This window comes from Polynucleobacter sp. 73C-SIWE (genome assembly GCF_018882465.1).
In the GTDB taxonomy this organism is placed as follows: domain Bacteria; phylum Pseudomonadota; class Gammaproteobacteria; order Burkholderiales; family Burkholderiaceae; genus Polynucleobacter.
The window spans coordinates 1-25,205 of the sequence record NZ_JACVOK010000002.1 but is presented as its reverse complement, the minus strand read 5'-3'; the positions used below and the strand labels follow the sequence as shown (position 1 = coordinate 25,205).

The 25,205-nt window shown below is 44.1% G+C and carries 25 protein-coding genes and 1 pseudogene; 8 read left to right on the top strand and 18 right to left on the bottom strand.

Translation table 11 applies throughout. The features are described from left to right. Positions 1 to 4 precede the first annotated feature (4 nt). Both ICN17_RS06325 and bchF read right to left on the bottom strand, forming a co-directional pair. Positions 5 to 1,297, bottom strand: a complete 1,293-nt coding sequence (locus ICN17_RS06325; protein ID WP_216236703.1) for a ferredoxin:protochlorophyllide reductase (ATP-dependent) subunit N — start codon at positions 1,295 to 1,297, stop codon at positions 5 to 7. After that, on the bottom strand, positions 1,294 to 1,767 hold the full coding sequence (bchF, locus tag ICN17_RS06320; protein ID WP_216236702.1) for a 2-vinyl bacteriochlorophyllide hydratase: 474 nt from the start codon (positions 1,765 to 1,767) through the stop codon (positions 1,294 to 1,296). Before bchF ends, ICN17_RS06325 begins: the two co-directional genes overlap by 4 nt. Positions 1,768 to 1,968: 201 nt before the next feature. Between bchF and ICN17_RS06315 the strand changes: the two genes are divergently transcribed. From ICN17_RS06315 to ICN17_RS06295, 5 genes are all read left to right on the top strand, one after another. Then, complete coding sequence (locus ICN17_RS06315) at positions 1,969 to 2,802, top strand: cobalamin B12-binding domain-containing protein (RefSeq protein ID WP_216236701.1); 834 nt, start codon at positions 1,969 to 1,971, stop codon at positions 2,800 to 2,802. 20 nt (positions 2,803 to 2,822) lie between these two features. Beyond that, a complete protein-coding gene (ppsR, locus tag ICN17_RS06310; protein ID WP_216236700.1) occupies positions 2,823 to 4,247 on the top strand; it encodes a transcriptional regulator PpsR in 1,425 nt (474 codons plus the stop codon). A gap of 6 nt (positions 4,248 to 4,253) precedes the next feature. Further along, the gene (locus ICN17_RS06305) at positions 4,254 to 4,949 is read left to right on the top strand and encodes a spheroidene monooxygenase (RefSeq protein WP_216236699.1); all 696 of its coding nucleotides are present in this window, start codon (positions 4,254 to 4,256) and stop codon (positions 4,947 to 4,949) included. Beyond that, positions 4,933 to 6,420, top strand: a complete 1,488-nt coding sequence (gene crtD, locus ICN17_RS06300; protein ID WP_216236698.1) for a 1-hydroxycarotenoid 3,4-desaturase CrtD — start codon at positions 4,933 to 4,935, stop codon at positions 6,418 to 6,420. The genes ICN17_RS06305 and crtD overlap by 17 nt, the downstream gene beginning before the upstream one ends. Positions 6,421 to 6,617: 197 nt before the next feature. Then, positions 6,618 to 7,349: a carotenoid 1,2-hydratase gene (locus tag ICN17_RS06295; protein WP_216861820.1), complete on the top strand. Its 732-nt coding sequence runs from the start codon at positions 6,618 to 6,620 to the stop codon at positions 7,347 to 7,349. A 20-nt stretch (positions 7,350 to 7,369) separates the two neighbouring features. Here the strand turns inward: ICN17_RS06295 and ICN17_RS06290 are convergent, their stop codons facing one another. From ICN17_RS06290 to ICN17_RS06225, 14 genes are all read right to left on the bottom strand, one after another. Next, positions 7,370 to 8,428 carry a phytoene/squalene synthase family protein gene (locus ICN17_RS06290; protein ID WP_216236697.1) on the bottom strand — a complete coding sequence of 353 codons (1,059 nt, stop codon included), beginning with the start codon at positions 8,426 to 8,428 and terminating at the stop codon, positions 7,370 to 7,372. Further along, positions 8,421 to 9,977, bottom strand: coding sequence for a phytoene desaturase (locus ICN17_RS06285; protein ID WP_216236696.1), 1,557 nt, complete (start codon positions 9,975 to 9,977; stop codon positions 8,421 to 8,423). The genes ICN17_RS06290 and ICN17_RS06285 overlap by 8 nt, the downstream gene beginning before the upstream one ends. 57 nt (positions 9,978 to 10,034) lie before the next feature. Beyond that, positions 10,035 to 11,078, bottom strand: coding sequence for a photosynthetic reaction center cytochrome PufC (gene pufC, locus ICN17_RS06280; protein ID WP_255538338.1), 1,044 nt, complete (start codon positions 11,076 to 11,078; stop codon positions 10,035 to 10,037). Further along, positions 11,075 to 12,076 carry a photosynthetic reaction center subunit M gene (pufM, locus tag ICN17_RS06275; RefSeq protein WP_087909631.1) on the bottom strand — a complete coding sequence of 334 codons (1,002 nt, stop codon included), beginning with the start codon at positions 12,074 to 12,076 and terminating at the stop codon, positions 11,075 to 11,077. Before pufM ends, pufC begins: the two co-directional genes overlap by 4 nt. A gap of 28 nt (positions 12,077 to 12,104) precedes the next feature. Next, positions 12,105 to 12,929 carry a photosynthetic reaction center subunit L gene (gene pufL / locus ICN17_RS06270; protein ID WP_087909630.1) on the bottom strand — a complete coding sequence of 275 codons (825 nt, stop codon included), beginning with the start codon at positions 12,927 to 12,929 and terminating at the stop codon, positions 12,105 to 12,107. 99 nt (positions 12,930 to 13,028) lie between these two features. Then, on the bottom strand, positions 13,029 to 13,205 hold the full coding sequence (gene pufA, locus ICN17_RS06265) for a light-harvesting antenna LH1, alpha subunit (RefSeq protein WP_087909629.1): 177 nt from the start codon (positions 13,203 to 13,205) through the stop codon (positions 13,029 to 13,031). Between the two features lie 10 nt (positions 13,206 to 13,215). Beyond that, the gene (locus ICN17_RS06260) at positions 13,216 to 13,437 is read right to left on the bottom strand and encodes a hypothetical protein (RefSeq protein WP_087909628.1); all 222 of its coding nucleotides are present in this window, start codon (positions 13,435 to 13,437) and stop codon (positions 13,216 to 13,218) included. A gap of 49 nt (positions 13,438 to 13,486) precedes the next feature. Continuing rightward, entirely contained in the window at positions 13,487 to 13,633 is a 147-nt protein-coding gene (gene pufB, locus ICN17_RS06255; RefSeq protein WP_087909627.1) for a light-harvesting antenna LH1, beta subunit, read from the bottom strand. 123 nt (positions 13,634 to 13,756) lie between these two features. Then, on the bottom strand, positions 13,757 to 15,214 hold the full coding sequence (gene bchZ / locus ICN17_RS06250) for a chlorophyllide a reductase subunit Z (protein ID WP_216236695.1): 1,458 nt from the start codon (positions 15,212 to 15,214) through the stop codon (positions 13,757 to 13,759). Continuing rightward, a complete protein-coding gene (gene bchY, locus ICN17_RS06245; RefSeq protein WP_370625962.1) occupies positions 15,214 to 16,737 on the bottom strand; it encodes a chlorophyllide a reductase subunit Y in 1,524 nt (507 codons plus the stop codon). Before bchY ends, bchZ begins: the two co-directional genes overlap by 1 nt. A gap of 14 nt (positions 16,738 to 16,751) precedes the next feature. Next, on the bottom strand, positions 16,752 to 17,759 hold the full coding sequence (locus ICN17_RS06240; RefSeq protein ID WP_087909621.1) for a chlorophyllide a reductase iron protein subunit X: 1,008 nt from the start codon (positions 17,757 to 17,759) through the stop codon (positions 16,752 to 16,754). Further along, positions 17,756 to 18,706, bottom strand: a complete 951-nt coding sequence (bchC, locus tag ICN17_RS06235; RefSeq protein ID WP_087909618.1) for a chlorophyll synthesis pathway protein BchC — start codon at positions 18,704 to 18,706, stop codon at positions 17,756 to 17,758. The genes ICN17_RS06240 and bchC overlap by 4 nt, the downstream gene beginning before the upstream one ends. 79 nt (positions 18,707 to 18,785) lie before the next feature. Further along, positions 18,786 to 19,949, bottom strand: a complete 1,164-nt coding sequence (locus ICN17_RS06230) for a methyltransferase (protein WP_216236694.1) — start codon at positions 19,947 to 19,949, stop codon at positions 18,786 to 18,788. 17 nt (positions 19,950 to 19,966) lie between these two features. After that, a complete protein-coding gene (locus ICN17_RS06225) occupies positions 19,967 to 20,872 on the bottom strand; it encodes a polyprenyl synthetase family protein (protein ID WP_216236693.1) in 906 nt (301 codons plus the stop codon). A 143-nt stretch (positions 20,873 to 21,015) separates the two neighbouring features. Between ICN17_RS06225 and ICN17_RS06220 the strand changes: the two genes are divergently transcribed. Beyond that, positions 21,016 to 21,900, top strand: a complete 885-nt coding sequence (locus tag ICN17_RS06220) for an alpha/beta fold hydrolase (RefSeq protein ID WP_216236692.1) — start codon at positions 21,016 to 21,018, stop codon at positions 21,898 to 21,900. Further along, positions 21,884 to 22,006, top strand: a complete 123-nt coding sequence (locus tag ICN17_RS10390; RefSeq protein ID WP_255533998.1) for a hypothetical protein — start codon at positions 21,884 to 21,886, stop codon at positions 22,004 to 22,006. Before ICN17_RS06220 ends, ICN17_RS10390 begins: the two co-directional genes overlap by 17 nt. Here ICN17_RS10390 and ICN17_RS06215 read toward each other — a convergent pair. Further along, complete coding sequence (locus ICN17_RS06215; RefSeq protein WP_216236691.1) at positions 22,003 to 23,805, bottom strand: magnesium chelatase subunit D; 1,803 nt, start codon at positions 23,803 to 23,805, stop codon at positions 22,003 to 22,005. The genes ICN17_RS10390 and ICN17_RS06215 overlap by 4 nt on opposite strands. Next, on the bottom strand, positions 23,802 to 24,830 hold the full coding sequence (bchI, locus tag ICN17_RS06210; RefSeq protein ID WP_216236690.1) for a magnesium chelatase ATPase subunit I: 1,029 nt from the start codon (positions 24,828 to 24,830) through the stop codon (positions 23,802 to 23,804). Before bchI ends, ICN17_RS06215 begins: the two co-directional genes overlap by 4 nt. A 130-nt stretch (positions 24,831 to 24,960) precedes the next feature. Between bchI and ICN17_RS06205 the strand changes: the two are divergent. After that, positions 24,961 to 25,205: pseudogene (locus ICN17_RS06205) on the top strand (hydroxymethylbilane synthase); the annotation flags it as partial.

Here is a 25,205-nt window from a genome sequence, read left to right as displayed (position 1 = left end):
ATCCTTAAGCAGCCAATCTCATACTGCGGTTTAAAGGACGTGCAAATAGCTCTGCTAAGTCTGCAGCCTGCTCATAGCCATGCACGGGACTAAACACCAACTCAATCGACCACTTGGTTGTAATGCCCTCTGCTTCCAGTGGATTGGCCAGACCTAGACCACAAACCACAATATCGGGCTTATCGCTACGACATCTATCTAATTGCTTCTCGACATCTTGGCCTTCCACAATTCTGGAATGCTCAGGCAACAATTCCAACTCCGCCTCAAGATGCTGCTTATGCAGATAAGGCGTTCCAATTTCTAGCACTTTCATACCGCATTCTTGTGACAAAAAACGTGCCAATGGAATCTCTAATTGAGAGTCTGGGAAGAAAGAGATACTTTTGTTTTCCAACATTGGTAAATAGCGCGCCAAACTCTTTCTAGCGCGTTCGATTCTTGCTTGTGTGACCTGTTCGAAATGAGATGAGCTAATACCCCACTCATTCACTGCAGCCTTTAACCAAGCTGTAGTTCCCTCAACACCAAATGGGAATGGTGCAGAAATTCTTTTAGCGCCACGCTCTTCAATTAATCTGGCTGTTTCAGCCAAGAATGGCTGTGCAAGCAAGTATTGAGTGTTGCCATCAATTTCGATTTTTTGTTGAGAGTTCTTAGGTGGGAAAAATGAAACTTGACCGATGCCAAGCTCAGTAAAAAGACGCTGAAATTGATCTTCCACAACATCTGGTAAACAACCGACAACTAATAGCTTTTTCTCACCCACTACTGTTGGCTTTGGAATCTCATTCACCAAAGAGGCCAGGCATGCATCCTCTCCCTGGGTGAAAGTAGTTTCAATACCGCTACCTGAGTAACTCAAGATGCGACAGTGATTCAAAAACTCTTTATTTAATCGCTGCGCAGCTCTCGAAAGGTCTAACTTAATGACTTCAGAAGGGCATGAACCTACTAAAAACAGCATTTTGATATCAGGACGACGTGCAAGTAATGCCTTCACAACCCGATCTAATTCTTCATGAGCATCCGCAATTCCTGCAAGATCACGATCATCAATAATGGCAGTAGCAAAACGTGGCTCTGCAAATATCATCACGCCAGCAGCAGATTGAACCAAATGAGCACAGGTGCGAGAGCCGACCACTAAAAAGAATGCGTCTTGTATTTTGCGATGCAGCCAAATAATTCCGGTAAGTCCACAAAACACTTCTCTTTGTCCGCGCTCTTTATAGATGGGAATATTTTTGCCCACTAAGCCTGCGTGATCTTTTGGCAAGTCTACGATGGCATTCATGCGGCAACCCCTTTATTCATCTGCAAACGAGCGATGCGTAGTTTGTAAATGAATTGCCCTGCATTAATAAAGTAAGAGGCGTAGGCTGCCAAAGCAAGATACATCAAACCACGCTGCCCCATATCTCCTAAGATGAGGAAGTAGAGATACAGGGTATGCAGAAAAATAACCAACATACTAAAAACATCTTCCCAGAAGAAGCTTTCTGCAAAAAGATATTTTCCAAAAACTACTTTTTCCCAAATACTTCCTGTAAGCATGATTAAGTAGAGAAACATGGTCTTAATCACTACAGAAATGGTTGCCAATTCATAACCATTACCTGTTACGAGATATCTGAGCACCAAACAAAGACTCACAAGGCAAACCAAAAACTGAATTGGGGCCAGAATTCCCTGAACTAATGTCCATACAGTGGCATCGCGTCTTGCGCGTTGTTCTGAGTTGTAAAGAGGCTTACTGGTCTTCATTTTTTGAGGCTGCCTTGTTGGCTATGTGTAAACAAAACTTTACGCCAAATTTGTCTTACAAAAACTAGTACTTACCCTGATATTTATAGGTATAAACCCTATTTATAGCAAAATAATTGCCTTATTCTGATTACAAGTGTAATAATTATTTTACATTTTCATTATCGCTCATGACGCAATTACTATCCTAAGGGCTATTTAGTGAATACATTAGCTAAGAAAGAACTCATCAGGGAAGTTGTCAGCACTCAATTACCAGTGTTAATTGAGGAGATTGAACGCAAAGTAGACGACTCAGCGTCTAGGACCTCCTCAAATCAAAATTGGCTTCAGACCCCACGAAATAAGGAAGGTAAAGCTACCAATGCTCTCGATAAAGAAGAGATTGATAGAATCGCCAACCTTTTGCTCAATGCTGAAGAAGGCGCATTTGAACTTGCGATCACAAGCCATAAAGCCCATGGAATAGCAATTGACTACATCGTTTTAGAGTTGATACCAGAGCTTGCCCGAAAACTAGGTAAGCACTGGGAGGAAGACAGCCTTAGCTTTGCGGATGTATCTATTGGTGTTAATAAGCTTGAAAGAGTCATCTACAAACTAGATTACCTCTTTCAGGCAAATCAGCTAGAGCGACAACAAAATAAATCCATCTTCATCTCTGGCTGCCCTGGTTCGCAACACTCACTTGGCACACTCATCTTTGCTAACTTTTTAACATTTTCCGGTTGGCAGGTGCATCGACCCAGTAAAGTCAATATTGACTCCATGGTTGAAGGTGTTGAGTCAAAAATGCATCAGGCAGTTGCGATTTCAGTTTCGACAAATGAGCAACTTGAAGAACTTCCAAACTTGATAAATTTACTCCGACAAAAATCAAAGAACCCAGAAATCGTTGTTCTCATTGGGGGGCCGCTCTATAATAGGGCGCCCGATGCTTTTGACCATATTCAGGCAGATGTTAAGGCGTTTAGTCCTGAGGGGTCCGTTCAACAACTTGAGCAGTATCTCAGCCAATTAGAACAAAAAACTTAGAAGAATAAGTAGAAGACACTGTGACCAAAATTTATCATTCAGATTCTTCAAAACTAAATAATATCGATATTCATTTAGCAGCCGAGCTGCTTGCCTACTCAGTTGACATTGCACTCATCATCGATAAAGCCGGTGTGATTGAAAAAGTCATTGATGGTGCCAAACCCATCTCTAGTAATACAGCGTCTTTAACCAAAAAAAAATGGTTAGATACTGTTGCGATTGACAGCCAACCAAAAATCAATGCCCTTCTCAAAACCAACGAAGATCGTGATGAGCAAAAATGGCGTCAAGTAAATCAAGAGATAGATGGATCCAATTCCATTCCCATTCAATACAGCACCATCTTTTTCCCCAAGGAAACTAAGTTAGTTGCGATTGGCAAAGATCTCAGTAGCATCTCTACTCTGCAGCAAAAATTAGTTGAGTCCCAACAAGAGATTGAGCGTGATTATGCAAATCTTCATGCGATCCAGAATCGTTACCTACAGCTTTTCAATAGTATTGATCAAGCCTATTTAATTGTAGATAGCCAGACCTTAAAAATTATTGAAGTCAATAAATCGGCAGGTTTCTTGGTGGGTGATCTGAAGAAAATTCAGGGCAAACTCTTCGTCAATTTATTTCCTACAAAAGATCATGAAGCGATTCAAAACTACCTTCTGGAATCCAAGTCCGGGATATTGCAATCCTCGATTCAAACAACACTTGAGAATCTAAAAGAGAATGTAGAAATTTCGAGCGCGCTTCTGCGCGAGGGAAATCAAAATATATGCCTCGTATCCATTAAGCCAAAATCTCAAGCTGCCCATCTTGGGACGGTCAATGAGCAGGCAACATTACTTGCCCAAGCAATGGAAGATTTTCAAGACGGCTTTATCGTTTGCAGTACCAATGGGGTCGTGCTTACCACCAACAACACGTTTGTGTCGATGTCCCAATCTACCCAAAAAGAGAGCATCTTAGGTAAGTCACTAGAAATTTGGCTTGGAAGAGCTAGTATTGATCTCAAGATTATCCTGGGTACAGTTCGTGAATACGGCTCCATCAAAGATTATGCAAGTACGATTACTGCGGATGATGGCAGCTCGCCTTTAGATGTCCGCATTTCTGCTGTAGGCTTTAATAGCGGGAAACTGTCACTCGTTGCAATTGGCATCCATCAAGTTTCTAAGGCCTCGAATCAGCCAACTGATAAGCCAGAAAATCTTGGCAAGAACGCCAAAGAATTAACTCAATTAGTTGGCAAGGTGCCACTCAAACAAATCGTTACCGAGACCACCGACATCATTGAAAAACTCTGTATTTTGGCTGCGCTCGACCTCACCATGACAAATAGAGCATCGGCAGCTGAGTTACTCGGCTTATCACGCCAGGGTCTGTACATCAAAATGAGACGTTTTGGTATTGTTGACAGCAATGCCAACGATGATGCTGACGCCTAAGATCGAATGAATGAGCAGACAGCAGTATTAGGCTTAATTGATATTGCTTCCAATGCCAGAGGATGGGGATTTTCTCGGTACATCTTAGGTAAGCGCCCTTTTAATCACATTCCTGGTTTGCAATTTTGTAAAGTACTGGGCTCTGGTTTGAATGGTGGATTTAGCACCACACCTAGCCTTACTAAACAAGGCTTCTTCTGTGTCTTTGATTCTGCGCAAAATGCCGCACGGTTTGAAGAGTCATCATCGATTCTGAAGGCATATCAAGATCATGCTAAAGAGTTTTTTCTGGCTACTGTTCAGCCCTACTCCAGTCGTGGCTCCTGGTCTGGCTTCACCTTATCATGCTCAGACCCAAACCCTCCGAAGCTAGGTCCCATTGCATCCTTGACCAGAGCTTCTATTAGGCCAAGTAAAGCAATGCAATTTTGGGCAAAGGCAAAACCAGCAGAAGATGCAATTAATCTTGCTTCAGGAAAGATTCTAATAGCGGGAATTGGTGAGGCTCCCTACTTTCGTCAGGCTACCTTCACTATTTGGGATAACGCTCAGTCACTTGATCAATATGCTCAGCAAGGCGCGCACTTATCTGCAATTAAAGCGGCCTACGGACAGGCGTATTTTTCTGAATCAATGTTTACGAGATTCAGAGTAATTAAGGCGCAAGGTATTTGGCAAGGTAAACATGTCCAAATCCCCTAAGATCCTTGTTGTTGGGGCAGGTATTGGTGGACTCACTGCCGCACTTGAGCTTGCGCATCGCGGGCTTGATGTCACTGTATTGGAAAAAAGTAATGCTCCCGGAGGAAAGATTCGGGCCATTAAAGTAGATGATGCACCGATTGATTCTGGGCCCACCGTATTTACGATGTGCTGGATCTTCGAACAACTATTTGCTGACTGCGGTGAAAGTTTTGATGCAGAGTTTGAGCTGGAGGCGCTGGATATTCTGGCTCGGCATAGCTGGGGAGATGAGCCACTTGATCTCTATGCGGATACTCAAAAAAGTGCCGATGCCATTGCTCAATTCTCCAGCCCTAAGCAAGCTCAGTTATTTTTAGAGTTTTGCAAGACAGCGAAAAAAGTGTATGAGTCACTAAAAGATCCATTTATTGAATCTCCTCGCCCAAATTTACTCGGCATGATGTCTGCACTAGGCGTCCAAAAGAGCAAAGTACTTTGGGATATTGGGCCGTTTAGCAATCTTTGGTCTGCGCTTGCAAACTATTTTCCAGATCCGCGCTTACACCAATTATTTGGTCGTTATGCAACCTACTGTGGCTCATCTCCCTACCTGGCACCAGCTACCCTCATGCTCATTGCTGAGGTAGAAATGAAAGGGGTATGGTCCATTAAAGGTGGCATGACCAAAATCCCGGAGGTTATAGCCCGCCTGGCACAAAAAAAAGGGTGTCATTTTCAATATGGGGCTGAGGTTCAATCACTCCAATTTTCGGGATCCAAGATAAGCGGCGTTCAACTCACTTCTGGCGAGGTCATTGAATGCGATTATTTGATATTTAATGGCGATATCAACGCCCTGCAACATGGCTTACTGGGTAAGCAGGCAAATGCTGCCATTCCCCAAAACTTAAAGCAAACCGATTCACTTTCAGCGGTAACCTGGTCTATGCGTGTCAAGGCATCAGGCTTTCCATTGGTAAGACATAACGTATTCTTTAATCAGCCTTACCAAAGTGAATTTACCGATATATTTGAAAAGAAAAAATTACCTAGCAATCCCACTGTCTATATTTGTGCTCAAGACAGAACTGACTTTCCAAGTCAAAATAATGACTATGAAAGAATTTTTTGCTTAGTCAATGCACCTGCCAATGGCGATATTCAATCTGATGATGAGGAAATAGAACAATGCGAACAAAAAGCTTTTTCACTCATGCGCCAGTATGGCCTTCAACTGCAGGATGCACAGATCACGCGAACCTCACCCCAGCAATTTGCCAAACTATTTCCGGGGCGAGGCGGGGCTCTTTATGGCCAAGCAACTCACGGCTGGATGAGCTCCTTTCAACGGCTAGGTTCTCAATCTCAAATTCAGAACCTACTTCTAGCGGGGGGCAGCGCTCATCCGGGTCCGGGAGTGCCAATGGCAGCTATGTCAGGACGACTGGCGGCCGCAACCCTGATGGAACGCCTCGGTTTGATCAAGTAGTAGATCCTGGCAACTACCTCTGGTGGTATATCGACGGCCTCAGCGATGATGGGCTCTATGGATTTAGCATTATTGCTTTTGTAGGCAGTGTCTTTTCACCCTACTATGCTTGGGCTAACAAAACAAAACTAGCGCCTGCAGATGATTACTGCGCAATTAATGTAGCACTCTATACCCCCACAAAAAAATACTGGACCATGACTGAACGTGGTCAAAATGCGATTGAGAGAACAGCTCATCAATTTACTGTTGGGCCTAGTCATTTGCGCTGGGAAAATGATGTTCTAACTATTCAGATTGATGAGCGTGTTCCTCTATTAGGGACAAAAGTTCAGGGAAGTATCAAAGTATTCCCCGAGCAACTCTTTCATCATGTTGTAGCACTCGATGATCATCAAAAGCATCGCTGGGGCCCTATCGCGCCGTTAGCAAGAGTGGAGGTTTCCTTCATAAATCCTTCTCTTCAATGGCGAGGAAATGCCTATTTTGATTCGAATGAGGGTGATGAGGCTATTAGCAAACCTTTCAGCGAATGGGATTGGTCAAGAGCCCATCTCAAAGATGGCAGTACAGCAGTCATCTACGATGTCAGACAAAAGAATGGCAATGAGCGCATCATTGCAAGCAAATTTAATCTTAACGGAACTGTGGAGCCCTTCACGCCACCAGAAAGAGTATTACTTCGAAAAACGGGTTGGGGCATTAAACGCAATATGCGTTCCGAACAACATGGAGGAGAACCTAGTGTTACCCTCCTGAATACCTATGAGGACACACCCTTTTATGCACGCTCAATGATTCAATCCCACTTACTGGGTGAAGAGGTCGTTTCAATGCATGAGACGCTCAATGTCAAGCGCTTAGAGTCTAGTATTGTGCAATTGATGCTGCCCTGGAGAATGCCAAGAAACCCAACTCGCCTGTTTTAATTAGCAGTTCGAGAATATTGTTAATGCTGGGCCAGAGAGTTGAAAGACTGTACTTTGCGGCGCTCAATCTTTTCCATAAGCCCAACAACCCAAATCAACCGATCTTCCACTGAACCACTGTAGTGAGCATAAGGCGCTTCAGGCTCAACCGCATCCACTAGAAATTGAATTGACGGAATTTTACTGAGGCTATGATTTAATTTTGAGCTATAGATAGTCGATTGCAAAGACTTTAGCAATAGCAATATTTTTTTCCGCTTAGAAACCACTGCTCTATTGCTAATACTATCAAGCCCTTGCCGCTCAATTTGTCGACTAATCTCAGAGTAAATTAAGCTGGCAGCAGAAATAGCAGAGCGACAGTTGCGTGGCAAGCCAACAATGCCATATGAAGCGCGTTTATACATGTCATCTGCATGAGATATGAGTCTTTGAATTACTCTGGAGATCGCATCATTGAACACTGGATTTTGTAACCAAGCATCTGGATCAATGTTCTCAGCCTCAAGCCACTCTCTAGGTAAATATAAACGTTGATTTCTGGCATCTTCGCCTACATCACGAGCAATATTGGTGAGCTGCATTGCTAAGCCCAGCTCACATGCACGCTCTAAGATATCGCGGTCGCGTACACCCATGATGAGGGTCATCATTGCGCCTACTGTCGAGGCAACTCTTGCGGCATAGTCACACAGCTCACCAATTGTTTGATACTGACGTCCGGTGCGATCCCATCTAAAGCCCTCTACCAAGGCCTCTAATATGTCACGGGGAATTAAAAACCGTGAGACCACAATCGCCAAAGCTCTATCAGCTGGTATATCTACTGGATTTTGTTCATAGATACGATCAAGACGATACTCAATTTGCTTAATCACATCTTCAGGGGCATGTTGATCATCCACCATATCATCAAGCATGCGACAAAAAGCATACAAAGCTATGGCTGAATCACGAATCTTCGTTGGCAGTATTCTGGCTGCGGAAAAAAAGGATTTAGAACCATCACGCATCAGATTCTCGCAAGTTTCGAGATCTATCTGAAATCCGTATTCAGAGGTAATGGCTCTATCAAGCATGATTGGATACCATTTTTGCTGGGGTAATGAGTGAATCTAGTGCTTTTGCAGAGGACAAGACTCCCGGAATGCCAGCGCCTGGATGCGTACTTGCACCAACCATATAGAGGCCTTCAATATCTTCGCTGCGATTATGGGGCCTGAACCAAGCGCTCTGCGTCAAGAGTGGCTCAAGGCCAAACGCAGCACCTTTATATGAAAGTAATCGATCCTGAAAGTCTTGTGGTGTCATCACAAATGACTCCACCAGATTTTCTTCTAAGCCAGGTAAAACAGTTTCGCCTAACATCTTGGCAATCGCTTTTCTATATGATTCAGCCTCTTCGCGCCAATCAGTTCCGCTATCTAAATGTGGCACCGGTGACAAGACGTAGAAAGTATCGCAACCTTCTGGAGCCAAACTGGGGTCTGTAGCAGTAGGACGATGTAAATAAAGACTAAAGTCTTTAGCTAAATGATGGCGCTTAAAGATATCCTCTAATAGCTCTTTATAGCGTTCACCCAATAGCATCATATGGTGCGGCACTTGAGGATATTGCTTTTTAGTCCCGAAGTACCAAACAAATAAACTCATTGAGTACTTACCGTTTTCAATTTTTTTATCTGTCCACACTTTACGATACTCTGGATCAATGAGATTTTTATAGGTCCAAGCGGTATCAGCGTTGGAAACCACTTTATTAGCGTATAAAACGTCGCCATTTTCCAAAGTCACGCCGGTAACTTTATTGTCAACAATATTGATTTTCTTGACGGTACTTGCATAACGGATGCTTACGCCTAAGCCGTTTAATAAACCAACCATTCCTTTAATGATGGAGCCCGTCCCACCCATGGCGGAATGAACCCCCCATTTACGCTCTAGAGAGTTAATCAGTGCATAAGCAGAGCTGACAGAAAAAGGATTTCCGCCAATCAATAGAGGATGAAAACTCATTACTTCACGTAATTGCGGGTCTTTAATATACTTTGCTACCACGCTATACAAACTCTTCCAAGCGCGCATCTTAATGAGATTAGGCATGGCTTTTACCAAGTCCTGAACATTATCAAATGCAACGTCGCCTAGGTCTTCAAAGGCCAGCTTGTAACAACTCTCAGCTTCATCTAAAAATCGTAGATAGCCCGGTAGATCTTTGGGACTAAATTTAGCGACTTCTACTTTCATGCGCTCCAAGTCGCCGGTGTAGTTAAAAATACGTCCATCAGCAAAACGAATTTGGTAAAAAGGATCCATTGCCCGAAGGTCAACATCATCCGACATCTTTTTGCCGCACATATCCCATAGTTCTTCTAATAAGAATGGTGCAGTAATGATGGTTGGACCCGCATCGAATGTAAAACCATGTCGACGATGAACATATGCGCGCCCACCTGCGCTACCAAGTCTTTCAAGGACCTGAACATCATATCCTTTGAGTGCCAATCGAATAGCTACTGCAAGGCCGCCAAATCCTGCGCCAATCACCAAAGCGCGCTCAGAATTATTGACGTGGCTATACGCCACTACATTTTCTGGAATCTTAAAGTGATCGACCTTTTGGTCCATCAAGCACCCTTTAAATTAAATCCCCATCGATCAGATTGATTGATGGGGATTTGGTCATTAGTTCTTAGCAAGTTGATTGCCATCTTTTGGCTTGTTATTACTTGGAGCCAAGAATGGATAATCTGGCAACATACTCTTGCCTAATAGTGGTTTATTAACTCCCTGGTGACAAGTTGCACAGTTTGCTTTGCCAACATCTCCATCAGGGCCCTTCCGGTGCGCAGGCGATATGGAGGCCAAAGGACTAATAAAGGTCGTATTGACATCTTTCAGCATCTGAATTCCTTGCCAAGCCTGAATACGCTGTGGAGTACTCTCCTCCCAACTATTAAATGCACGACTGTTATGGCAATAGGTGCAATTTACCCCCAGCGAATGGGACATATGTGACATCACACCATAAATATTCTCGGTGCTTTGCAGGGAGCCTTTATTACCTGTAGGCAATGCAGTATCCCCAATGATGCGAGCTGCGCCAGCATTGGCTACAAAGTAACTGGCGAAGGGTTGATTCGGCAATGAAGAATAGCCATTTGTTTTTTGCGGATCGTTTTGACCATTGGCATTACCCAGCATATTGCCACCCCGTTTTTCAACAGGATTAAACCAAACGTTTTGCGGAACATTATTGCCGCGGTGACAGGTGTAGCAGGTTACTCCGGTAGTCTTAACGTGATCACCCCAATTACCATTGATCGCCTGATTCATCTGAATCATTCTTCTAGCAACATTTTTGGTGTAAAGCGAGTCATCAGCAAAATTTTGGACGTTATGACAGTAAGCACAGCCCTCATTAGGCGCAACCCAAGCAGTCATTGAAACCATAAAGGTACTAAATTGAGCAGCACTCAGATTATTCAAGACCTTTACATTCTTATAGACCGCGCCCGCCTTTGGACCATCCGGCGATGAAGGTAGTGCGGCTGGCATCTCATTGATCTTGGCCAGCTGTTCATCAGTACGTGGATTATTGATTTGATCCATGCCGGTTCCACGATAGCCTGTTTGCTTTGCGTCTATCGGCGGTCTTTCGCAGGCCGTCAATGTCACCATTGCAAAGATACTCAATGCAATCGAAATTTTTTGAGTCAAATTTTTCATTTTTTGTCCCCTTTAGCTACTGGGGCTGCCGGTGCTTTTAAGGCTGGGTCAGCTACAGTCCCATAAATCGCTGGATAGGCAGGAGCAATATTATGTTTCACTCCCCATAAATACCAGTTCTCCACTACCGTACCGGTTAACAAGATTCCAATACCGCCAGTTAATGGAGTTAAGACTGCAAACCACCAAGCCCAACGATGGATAGATTCCATGGTTGCATTAAAGCCCATCGTCCATCTCCAGAACAACGCAGCTCTTTCAGATGCGGTTCCGCGATCAACAATCTGTTCAATCTCTCGTTCACCACCAAAGCGGCTTACCGCAAGAATGGTTGCACCGTGCATTGCAAACAACAGCACTGAACCATAGAGGAAAACGATTGAGAGCATGTGAAATGGGTTGTAAAACAGATTTCCATAACGAATGGACAAAGCAGATGTCCAATCTAGGTGAGAGAAAATTCCAAAAGGAACGCCTTCGCTCCAGCTTCCCATCAATACTGGACGGAATAAGCCTAGCACTAGAAACAACCAAATGGCAGAAGCAAATGCCCAAGGTACGTGGGTACCCATTCCCAATGCTTGCGCCCTACGGAAGGTACGCAACCACCACAACATAATGGATATTGTGGTGAATAAGCCCACAATTAACCACCAGCCACCTTCATTCAATGGCGGAAATGTCAGCCCATATTTAGGTGCTGGTGCATCAAGAGATAACCAGAATAGTTTTTTAACAAACTGCAGTGGATTCCAGTTCACTTGCGCCAGCATATTCATGCCAATAATGAAAAAGGCAGTCATACCAAACATCAATGATGCGACACCAAGACGCCCAAGGTAGATTGGGCCTAGTTGCGCATTACCTAGTCGTCCCATGAGATGACTAAAGCCAATGGTTTTAGTTCTTTCACGCATATCGTATGCGTTAATAGGAACGCCATGACTAGCGGGGCCGGTTACTTGCGTTTGTGTAAATAGGTTTTGATATTCCATCATGCTCTCCGCATTTTCAATTGAGCTAAAACTATCCCCAGATTGGTAAATTCAACCACCATGTCCACCACTCCGGCCATCCTTTAGTCCAAAATGGTCCGCTAATGACGATACATACTGCGCTCCAAAATACTGCTGCTAGAGCTAGAAATAAACCTAAGCGATGGATACCCAAGGTTCCAACGGAGTAACCCACAATATCTCTAAAGAATGTGTCTTCGTGCTCTGGTGTTCTAACTGTATGTCCAGGTTGTGGATTGGTTGATGACAAAATCAATGCGCCATGCAATGACAGCGCCAGTGTTGTTGTAAAGAACAATGTCACTGCAATCATATGTGCAGGGTTGTAATGAAAGTGTAGATACTGATAACCAGTATTCGACACCCAATCTAAGTGACTTAGGATTCCATACGGAAAACCAAAATGCCATGCACCCATCAAAATGGGTCTGATGACCACTAGAGTGAAGTAAGCAAAGATCGCCATACTAAAAGCAGCGGGTACATGTAAGCCCATGCCCAGTTTGCGCGAGATCTCTACCTCGCGCATCGCCCAGGATCCAAAAGCACCTAAGGCACAGATGGTGATGAGTTGCCACAATCCGCCCTCCATTAATGGCGCTACACCAAGTCCATATTTAAGGTCTGGCGGAGCAATATTGATTTGCCAGATATTCCACACCCCCATCTGAGAAGTACCCCATAAAATCATCGCGGTACCTAAGAATGCGAAAAATATGGTTGTTACACCAAAAAATCCAACATAAAAAGGACCTACCCAGAAATCAAAAAGATCTCCACCAATGAGGGTTCCACCGCGAACGCGGTATTTCTTTTCAAAGTTGAGCATGGCCATTTTGTGCTCCTAACATAATGAGAATTTTTCTCAAAATAAATTAATCGTACGTAGACGAATGGCTATTTCTAGATATTCGTCTACGGTTTTCACTTCTAATTACTTCTTCGCTGCTGAGATTGCTGCTTTGTACTGCTCTTGACTCATTCCATCCAACCATTTGTATTGAACTGTGCTCAATAAAATGAGATGAATCATGGCCGCCAAAGCAAAAAGAAAAACGCCCTGTGCAACCATCGCACGTAACGGGTCGTATAACTTCCATACTCTCCACATAATATTTCTCCTAATTTAAGTAAGACATAAAGCTGTAAACACCTGACTCAACTGACTTTAAAAATGATGCACCGTCAGATTCAGAAAATAACCAACTTTTCTGAGAGGAAGGCAACACAACCAAAATGAGGGCAACGATAAAGATCACCACATAACTAACTAAGAAAATGAACTTGAAGGACATGGTGTCCTGAAAATCATTTTTATTGATTAAATCTGTATTGGTCTTCATATTCACTACTCCTTTTAGCTGCGCTATTTACTATGTACTTACTACTGCATCAAAAGAACCATGGACGCCATGCCCATACAAGTATGTGCGCGACGACTGCGATAGCAACAAACCCTAAAAGACCTTGCACATAAAATGCATGGAATTCTTGAGCCTCTGCATCGGTAAGCCCAGATATAGATCTGTTTTCACTCATGATGACAACTCCTTGAAACTGACCTTGCGGTCTTTTCTACATCACCCCTGTAGATTTGAGGATATGACCTGGAAAAGTCATATTGGTTTAACCCTTGGTCAGGGTAATTTCTTTGTGCTGAGCTCATACAACCTCTCCCGCTGTAATGGAGAACGATGACTTCTGCACACAATCTACTGTGACTCTTTCGATATTCTGTTTGCGTGCCTCAAGCTCTGCCTCATCTCGCATTCTTTTCGCCGCAGAGATTTGAGTAAGTACAGGTTGATTACTAATTAACTTATTGAGCAGAGCTTGCGCTTCTTGCTCCCAAGGCATTGTCTTAATTGAGCTCTGTACTTTGGCAGGCGTTTTATCAACCTTATCCATCTCAGAGCCTAGCGGGAGAATATTGAATAAGGCATCAAACAGAGAGTTACAAACTTCTTGGATCAAGTAGACGGAACCTGCATAGCCCATGAAGGGGGTGCCGGTATGTCTACGAATAATTGCCCCAGGGAATGAAGCAGGAATGTAGGAGAAACGTGCGCCGATTTCACTGCCATACATTCGCTCGTTATAACTTCCAAACATCACTAGCGGTGTTTTCTTCTGCACTAGCTCACGAATCTCAACATTATTCGTTTTATTGCCTGGCATTCTAGGAACTGCGAAATTACAAGGAAGTCCCATCTCCTCTTCTAAGAAATTTCGAATTCCTCGGGTATAGGTTTCATTAGCAACAATAGCAAAACTGGCGGTACCAAAAAAGTCTTGAGTAACAGAGCGCCACAAATCCCAAATAGGCTTGAGTGTGGTGTGTTTTTCTTTTTCAATAAACTCATCTACATCGAGTTCACAGAGCTCGCCCAACTTTCTCAAGAAAGCCGTTGTGGATTGCATACCAATTGGGGCTTGTAGATAAGGGCGCTCTAAAGTTTCACAAAGTAAACGTCCATATTCGCGATACATACAAACATTGACATCGGCATCAGCTAGCTTGGGAACATCGGCAAGATGAGATCCAAGCGGGAATACCATATTGACTTCTGCGCCGATGCCCTCAATCAAGCGTCGTATTTCGGCTAAGTCACTGTATAAGTTAAAGCTGCCATAGCAAGGGCCAATAATATTGACTCTCGGCTTTTCGCCGGCAACTCTTTTACGTTCTGGGATTTTTTTAAGACCGTACTCTGTCCATAACCAATTCATGGCACGGTTTGCGCATTGCCACTGGTCTTCATCAATTGTTCTTGGTAAGAAGCGCTTAATCCCTGTGCCCTCTGGAGTCACGCCGCCGCCAATCATTTCAGCGATCGATCCTGTGACTACTACCGCAGGCAAATCCGGATCCAATACTTTATGGGCACGCTTCATTGACTCTTCTGTGCCCTCTCTACCTAACTGCTCCTCAGCTAAACCTGTTACTACGATAGGAAGCTCATGGGGAGGTAAAGCATCGGTGTAATGCAATACGGATGTCACAGGTAAGTTTTCGCAGCCAACAGGGCCGTCAATCACGACCTGCAAACCCTTCACAGCAGTGAAAACATATACTGCGCCCCAATAGCCGCCAGCGCGATCGTGATCAAGAACTAGCATTAGCCCATCTCCTCAGCTTTTTGCTTGGCCTTCGCTTTTTCCATGCGACGCCTTACATCCGCTTTAAATTCAGGACGATCAACGGGCACAGACTCCCAAACACCCGTTGCATGATCTTTACCAACACCTTCAAAGAATGAGTTCATCGCATCAAAGCGATTTTGATTTGCTAAGGCAGCATTGATTACTTGAGCTAATGAGCCAGCACCAGCTGCGCCCATTAATGGTCTTGCAGAAATCAAGTTTGTGAAATACAGAGAAGGAATTGCCAATTCTTTAGCCTTTTGTACAACCGGGGTTGTACCGATCACTAGATCTGGCTCAAACTCTTTCATAGCAGCAAGATCTTGCTCAAGAGAGGCGCGATACTCTACATGCACACCATGCTGCTCTAACCAATCTAAGTCGCTACTACTCCAAACTGTTTTTGGACATGCGCTACCAACATAACGAACATCTGCACCACTCTCAACTAATAAACGGGCTACCAATAACTCTGAACCTTCGTAGCCACTAAGAGTGATCCTACCTTTGATCGGCTTTGCCTTGAGCGCTGCTTGGATCATTGGTAAAAACTTGTCTTTTGCATTCCCGATTTTTGCTGCGCTTACACCAGAGGCAGCTCCGATATTCTCGAGCCATTGCGCTGTACCTTCATATCCAATTGGTGCCGATCCGACGATTGCGCGACCAGCACTTTCAAACTCACGAATGCTAGCGGTATAGAAAGGATGTATTGCAGCTACTACTTTGGAATCCATGGCTTGATAGAGTTCACGCCATTCTCTAGTTGGCACTACAGGACCAACTGCTAAATCCATTGGCTCTAACATCATGCCGATACTGATTGGATCAACTGGGAACATCTCACCTAACAGAGTGATGGTAGGCTTATCCGAAACTCCATTGCGTGGCGCAGAAACTGGGCCGCTTTCAATTTCTGTACGGGCATAGCGCAACATGGCACTTGCTAAAACATCTTTTGCTTCTGCATGGGTTGGCACACCGAAGCCAGGAACATCGATGCCGATAATGCGTACGCCATTAATTTCTTTAGGTAATAGCTGTAATGGAACTCCACTAGCAGTTGGAACACATAGATTGATGATGACAATCGCGTCATAAAGCTCTGGATTCGCTTCCTTGTATACCGCATCTCGAATATCTTCGAAGAGTTTTCCGGTAACCAATGACTCGGAGTTAAATGGTACATAGCCAACACTTCGGCGCGCACCATAAAAATGAGAAGTAAAGGTCAAACCGTATACGCAACAGGCAGATCCCGAAAGGATTGTTGCTGTCCGACGCATTCTCAAGCCAACGCGCAGTGATCCAAATGCTGGGCACATACTTTGCGGCTGATCATGTGGGCCTTTTGGATAGTCTTTGGCGTACTGACCTAAGATTTCACTCTTATTGGCTGATTTAGCGGCCGCTAATAAATCCTCCGCCCCCGAGTGGCAGGAAATCCCAGACGTATTGTTTGTCTGGTCTTGTATCGGGATGACTTTATTGGATTTCACGATGAGTTCGCTCTTTACGCTTTGTCGTAAATCACTTCGAGGGTTGGCTTAATGACTTCATTTTTGCCAACCATGTCAAAAATCGTTGCAGGCTCAAGAACCACATCTCTACCGACTTGATTAGCTGCAAATAAACCCAGTAAGTCATCTGGAGTCATTGGCTTAGGTCTAACAGGCGGTGCCGCAGCAACATTGCTTGCTAAACCTTCGAAAAGAGGTCCCCACTGAGAATCAGGCTTGCCAATAATTTCATAGCTAGCACTCTTTCTGCGAATGTCATCATTTGCAGGGATCACCGAAAGGACTGGAATACCAACTTGCTCTGCAAAGGCTGTTGCCTCACCAGTTCCGTCATCTCTATTGATGACCATACCTGCTACACCCACATTGCCGCCCAATTTGCGGAAATATTCGACTGCAGAGCAAACGTTATTAGCAACATATAAGGATTGCAGGTCGTTACTAGCTACGACAATCACCTTTTGACACATATCTCTGGCGATAGGTAATCCAAAGCCGCCGCAGACTACGTCACCCAAGAAGTCGAGCAAGACATAATCAAAGCCCCAATCATGGAAGCCTAGTTTTTCTAAGGTTTCAAAACCGTGGATGATTCCGCGACCACCACAGCCCCTACCCACTTCTGGGCCACCAAGCTCCATGGCATACACGCCATCTCGCTTAAAGCAAACATCCCCAATCTTGACTTCTTCTCCAGCCAATTTCTTTTTAGAGGAGGTCTCAATAATGGTTGGGCAGGCTTTTCCACCAAAGAGTAATGAGGTGGTGTCGCTTTTTGGGTCGCAACCAATGAGCAGTACTTTCTTGCCCTGTTGAGCCATCATGTAGGATAAGTTGGCAAGCGTAAAACTCTTACCAATTCCGCCCTTGCCATAAATGGCAATGATCTGAGTCTCTTTTTTGATTTCGCCGGTGTGAACCTTATCAGGTTCAATTGCAGCCTCTTTTTTCAATTGTGCAAATTGAATTGTGATTTCTTTTGGGACATTTGGCGCATTCATAATGCTTCTCTCCAATCAACAACCATTTTGAGACAGCTAGGATCTTCAAATGCAGTCCGATAGACTTCATCAATTGAAGACGGCTTGCGATGATGGGTAATTAAGCCACTGAGGCTTAACTTTCCATGTGCAATAAGTTGTTTTACATCCAGTAAATCTTGAGGTGCCCACTGTGCAGCAATTCGGAATTTAGCTTCCTTCATAAATGCTTTGGGGAAATTAAACTGAATATCTTTGTCGTAAAAACCTGCGAGAGTAATCTCGCCACCAAATTGCAATTGACTAATTAATTTATTCAAGACGCTTACTTGTCCGCTTGCATCACAAATATTTTTGTATTTGTTTTCTTGATCATCGCAAGGATGCAGAACGGTGTAACCCTCTGCACCGCCCATACGATCTGTGTCGATCTCCCAGACTACAGGCTTATGCCCCAATAGCACGGCGATTCTGGCAATGAGTCTTCCCAGCACACCATGTCCGACTATGAGATCCGGCTGCAATGCTTTTTTACCTTGAGTGACGTGATAGGCTGTAGCTGCTAGCGCCAACAACACGCCCTCTTCACCAATAGCTTCTGGGAGCGCAACTACTCTGTCACCTGGCACAACAACATGAGATGCAGCTCCACCAAATAAGCCTTTTACATCTCCAAAACATTTCGCGCCGGGAACAAAAACTCGTTGATGAAGATCTAACTTAGAATTTTTTCCAGCTCGAGTCACTCTTCCAACGGATTCATACCCGGGCACTAAGGGGTAACCCATTCCTGGAAAATCTGGCATCGTTCCATTCCACAGCATCTTTTCAGTTCCTGTGCTGATGCCACTCCATTCAATTTGCACGACTACATCTGCATCTGTTGGTTCATCCAACAAAAGACGTTTGAGCCTGAGTTCCCGGGGGGACTCAAGCAAAACGGCGGTTGAATGTAGTTGACTCAGCATATGTATATTTTAATTTACTCTCTTTATGTAAACTAATTTATACACTAATAGAGTTCTAGTCATTAGTAATTACCCTGATTTATTTACTAATTAGTAAAACTTGGGCATTAATTGGCATACTGCAGCGCAATACTTCTACACCCTTAAATCCAGCATGTGCCGCTAAGTTGCTAATTTCTTGAATGGTTCTGGGTCTACCCCTGCCCATAGCCAGTAAATAGAAGCCAAAATAGGCATGCCCCATGGCGGGGTGTTCAGGCGTATCGGCCATCGGCTCTGCTACTAGTAACTTGCCACCCGCTGGTAATGCCTGGAATATTGACCTTAATAGAATTTTGACTCGCTCGTCATCGTGATCAAAAATCACACGTATTAAGGTAATCAAATCTGCGCCGGTTGGCAGCGAGTCTTTGAAAAAATCTCCTGAGTACACCTCAATACTCTGATGATCGGGAGCAACTAAAAAATTATCTTTAGCCAGGTTAGCAACACCTGGAAGGTCAAATAGCTTTCTTTGCAGTTGTGGAGCGCTTGAGAAAACCCGCTTTAGAAATGTTCCTTGTCCACCACCAACATCCATCAAGCATTGATGCTGAGAAAAATCATACGCATCTACTACTTGGTCCGCCACTAAAGGCAAAGAGGCTGACATCAAATCAGAATAATTTTTAACGCGCTCTTTATCCTTCAATGCTTCTTGATCTTGCTGGTCAGGAGAAACATAAGGCCAAAACTTCTCCATCTTCTTAATTTCAACATCACCAGATAGAAGCAGCAGTGGATCACGTAGATCCTCATAGAGAACGGTATGGTGTTCGATCATGGCTGATAGTGCAGTGTTACCCACCATCGGTGCACCTAATGTACCTAAGCCATATCGTTGCTGCGAACGCATCTCTAATAATTGAATCGAGACAGCGGCATCCAATAATTTTTTTAAAGGGATCGCATCAAGACTGCAACTCTTTTTGATATCTGCTAAATCTAATGGGCCATCTTTTAAAAGATTAAAGAGATTTAAGCGTACGCATGAGAGAAGTATTTGTGTGTACACAAATCCAGCCATAACATCAAATAATTGATTAGCCCTTTTCTTGGCAATATTTTTTAAGAAAGGAATTTTTGCAACACGATTTTGAAATCGAGTGTCTGCAATCAACCGATCTCGAAGAATACAAAGTCTCTCCCAAAGACTGTAGTCGTGTTGACTATCTGGAATCGACAGAGATTGAGTTTGAGTCATTCTTACAAAGTACTTGTTTAGGCTGCTTGTCTTTGAACGGCAATTGCAACTTGTCTTTCTCCACGCTCAAACCAAGAGGAAGGTAATAATCTTTCGGCTTCAAAAGTAACCAGTTTCTTAAGATAGCCATCACCTGGACAATTAGGAATGGAGCCAATTGCCTTGCTAACGAGATGATCAAAATGTTCAACGGCGCCATTTAAGCCCAGCTCTTTAGCTGAACTTGGGCGATGATGTTCTTGGTCTTGCCCAGAAGGTTTTCCAAGAAACTGTGCATCACCGAGTACATCACGAATGTCATCTGCAACCTGGTATGCCTCTCCAAGCCACTCACCTAAGCCTTTCCATGTCTCAGCGTCTGAACCTGCTGCTTGAGCACCAGCTGCCGTTGCCGCAGAAAATAACGCGCCAGTTTTTGCTCTCTGATAATCACTGAGAACTGCTTGATTCTCACACTCCCAAGCCTGTCCAGCGATGATTCCAAATGGAGCGCCGACACCTTGTGAAATGGTTTGAATGATCGGCGCTAAGCGTTGTGAAGATCTTCTTGAGGCTGCGGCAATCGTTTGATACGCCATCACAATGAGCGCATCACCGGTGAGCACCGCCAATCTCTCTCCATATTCCTTATGGACAGAAGTTTGACCGCGACGCATATCTGCGTCATCAAAACAAGGTAAGTCATCATGTACCAGAGACGCGCAATGAATCATCTCCACCGCAATCGCACTAGCCATCGATAACTGTGGATCATCATTGCCACAAGCTTGGGCTACTGCTAAAGTGAGTTGAGGTCGAATGCGCGCACCTCCCGGAAATACAGCGTGCCGAATTGCTTTGCTCAGTAGCGCCGGACCCTTATCTGACTCATGAGATTTCAAGGCGTGCTCAAGAGCTCTCTCTAAATGCTTGATGGGTGACATGGCTTTTACCCCTTTAAAAGAAATAGGTTTCTTTGTCTAATTTAAAATACAATTTACTATGTAAAAAAATATAGACACTATTTCTGTCACTGTCAAACCAAAATGCAAGGGTTTACCCTGATTAAGAATAGTTTTTAAAGAAGATGATTACTGGAATACCAGAAAATTGGCCCAATAGATCCTTCAGCCGCAATATTCAGACTGGAGATTTATCTTGGCACGTGCAAATTGCAGGCAACTCACCTGTTCATGTCCTTCTTCTTCATGGCACTGGATCCTCCGCTCATACCTGGGGAAATTTATTTACCGAGCTGGCAAAAAATTACACTGTAATTGCGCCAGACCTACCGGGTCATGGATTCACCAAAAATCATGGCAAGAAAGATCTCAACCTAGATGCTCTAGCCGACAAACTCTCAGAACTCAGAGAGGCTCTCAAGATTGAGTATTTCGACCACATCATCGGTCACTCAGCAGGAGCTACCTTAGCTCTGAGTTACACGCTCAAAAACAAGCAGGCAAAAACCATTGTGGGCCTAAATCCATCGCTCATTAGTTTGCCGAGTTTTTATCATAAATTTGTCGCGCCATTTTTAAATCCGATAGTGACTTCCTCATTCTTTACTGCAGTGCTAAGTGATCTTCTACCCCATACCAAAATGATCGATAGCTTGATTGACTCAACCAATACCAAGCTCGATGCTGAGAAGCGAGAGAGATACAAAACCTTATTTAAGAATGCCCATCATCTCAATGGATCTATGAGCTTTATGGCGGGCACGGATATACCAGGCTTGCTTGAGCAATGCAGTCAAATTAAGTCTGAGCTGACTTTTATCTTGACCGAAGATGATGGCTGGATTCCAGCGCCAGCTTTACGTCAAGTGATTCAGGAGTCTTTCAATCACGCAAAGATGATTGAAATTAAAGGAGGGCATATGTTTCATGAAGGGAATGAAAAACTTGCCCTTGAATTAATTAAAGAAGCTTTACATGAACAAGGAGGAAGCCATGTCCACAGTAGTTAATATCTTGTTGGGTTTAGGTGTTCTTGCTGGCTTAGGACTTTTTGCCAATGCTTATTTCAGAGGTCAAAAAGTTCTTAAAAAATTATCGCAAAAGAAAATACATTAATAATTTGCTAGCTGAATAGCTGCCTGCGATATTTTTTTACCAGAACTAGTAAATGGCAATGGAAAATATTGTGCAGCCATAGCACTAGATAATTCTTGAGCTAACACCTCGGGCTGAGGCGAGGTATCGACAAACAAGAGTCGATGGTTTTTAATGCGTAATTCTTTGGCCGCCATCAAAGCGTCACTGTGAGCGCCAGCCCTTCCACCAACACCATTGAGATTTACATTGGCCTTGCCATCACTCATGATGACAATAATGGGCGTTAAACCTTTGCGCTCAAGTGAAATAGCCATCTCATTAGCAGCCCGAAAACCTGCAGCCAGGGGTGTGCCACCTCCACCTGGAAGGGTTGCTAAATTTCTTTTAGCCCTAGCAAGTGATCGCGTGGGCGGTAGAACAATTTCTGCCTTAGCACCTCGCATTGAAACCATGGCAACCTCATCGCGCCGGATATAGCACTCGGCCAACAACTCTTCTAATGCACCTTTAGCTTCAGCCAAGCGCTGCGTAGCAGAAGATCCAGAAGCATCAACCAAGAAAATAGTGACCGTTCCTCGCCTCCTTAAATACTGCTTAATGTGGAGGTCTTCTGATCTAAAGACGATCTTGCTTCGGACTGTATTCTGCTGAATATCACCAGGCACCATGCCTCGTAATCGCTGCCAAGGTATAGCCGCTCTAATGCTTTTGAGAATATCGAGACGCCTGCCATCATTGGGCCTACCCTTAGAGGAACTGAGTGGCCTTCCACTGAAGAAGCTTTTCTGAACGGCTCCCGACTTTCCCGAGCTGTTTGAGGCAGACTTACCAGACCGTGTACTTTGCTTAGCTTGACGTAAAAGCTGAGGCGGAATTGAAGCCTTAATGGCCTCCACAATAATGTCTTCTAGATCCTCTTTAGACGGCTGCTCCTGATTCTGCTCATCCGATGTTTCTGGCTCGTTTTGGGAATCTTCAGGTTGATTATTCGAATCGTGGTCATCTTGATGATCATCAGCATTTTGATCCGCCTGATCGTTCTGCTCCATCTCGGGAGGAATTTGCATACGTTTAGAGGGGGTGTATACCAAACGTGCAGCATCAATCACTTCACTCTGACCAACCTCCTGCAAACCTCTCAATGCAGCCAAGGTTTTTGCCGTCTCTAGTGCAAATAGATTGGCCCTTAAGGAGATCACGCCAAGACTAAGACCTGCTTTTGTCATTACCTCGACATACTCGTCATCACACTTGACTAAAGGCAAAAGTTTTCTTGCCTCATGAATATCTTGCGCATCAACCTCAAGAGATTGACTGATATCAGCCATCGAAAATTGGTCTAAGTAAAGCTCAAAGGCTAGCCTATCCAAGAGTCGTGGACTAATAAGCTCATCCGCACTATCTGACTCATCAAATGCAATGACTCCAAAATGGGTGGCAGCATCAACCGTATTTTTTTCATCAAGGGCTTGGGAGATCAGCGCAATTGCCTGTAAATCCATGCGCTCTACCATGGGGAGCAAAAGGAGATTGCCTTCCACTCTCTCTAAAAGACCCTTACTCATGATTAATGAGCCTGCCTGTAGGCTGGCCTCAATATCCAATGCACCCATGAGTTGCTCAGCCGAAATATTGGCGGGAGCTTTGAGTATTTGCATGCCGCATGCTGCAGATAAATCCTTTGCATACCCAAGCCATGCATCTCTTATTGGGCCAAATTGACTTTTGACCGTAACTCCCTTGAGACCTCTAGGATTAATTGCCATCAAAATGGCAATTAAATTTGCATCAAACCAAGCTGTCTGATCTGATTTCACTTTGTTGCAAAGAACTCTTGCATAGCACGATCAATACGTGCTCCTGAAGAACTATCATCAAGTGGATTACGTCGTAATCGATGACCGAGAGCAAGGGGAGCAATTTTTTTCAGGTGATCGAGATTGGCTTTCTTCTTGCCCTCAAACGCAGCTAAGGCTCTAACACCTCTTAATAGCGTCAACTCACCTCTTGAGCCATCAGTTCCTAAATGGGCGCAAAGCTTGGTAGCAACCTCCAGCAAGCCATCACCTACCTCCACCTTGTCTAAGAGTTTTTGAGACTTCAGAATTTTTTTCTTGAACTCTTCTTCTGCTTTACTCCACTTAGCAATAAAGAGTTCTGGATTTTTTTCAAATTCATCACGTCTTTTAATGATCTCTACTCGCTCTTTAAAGTCGCTAGGCGTTCTTACTTCGGTAGATAGACCAAAGCGATCAAGCATCTGCGGGCGCAACTCACCCTCTTCAGGGTTACCGCTGCCAATCAATACAAAGCGCGCAGGATGACGAATACTTAAACCCTCACGCTCAATAATATTTTCACCGGAAGCGGCTACGTCAATCAATAGATCAACCAAATGATCTTCGAGTAGATTGACTTCATCGATGTATAAATAACCACGATTGGCTTTTGCAAGTAATCCTGGCTCAAAAGATTTAATGCCTTGTGTCAGGGCTTTTTCAATATCCAATGCGCCGACTACCCTGTCTTCTGTCGCACCAAGTGGTAAGTCCACAACTGGCACAGCAATGTTCTCTACCTTTAACTTGATACCCTGCACTTTTTTTGCTTCACACTCGGTACAAAGATTTTTTGATTCTGGGTTGCAGTGGTACTGGCATCCAGTAATTGATTTCATGGAAGGCAATAGTGCCGCCAGGGAGCGAATAGTGGTGGACTTTCCAGTTCCGCGATCGCCAAAGATCAGAACACCACCGATCAAGGGATCGATTGTGCACAGCGTAATCGCTAGCTTCATTTCTGCTTGTGAAACAATTGCTGTAAAAGGAAAGTTCAGGGGCATTGCTATTCCAAGACAAATTAATATTGAAGATCAAATTTAGTTTAGTCTAACTAAATGTTAATGTTTCACTTACTTATTAGTAATATCCTCTAGATTTATAGAAAAAATTAGTGATATTTATTTCAATGCTATGTCCCAAACCCTAAATTCCCCCTCTGGTACTACCCCTGCGGCCCCCAAGCGCCTCGTCATTGCCTCCCGCGAATCTCGCCTAGCCATGTGGCAGGCGCAGCACCTACAAGCTTGCCTGCAAAAGCTCTATCCGGGCTGTGATGTCCAGATTCTGGGGATGACCACCCGGGGGGATCAGATTTTGGATAAGGCCTTATCTAAAGTGGGCGGTAAGGGTCTGTTTGTCAAAGAGCTCGAAACGGC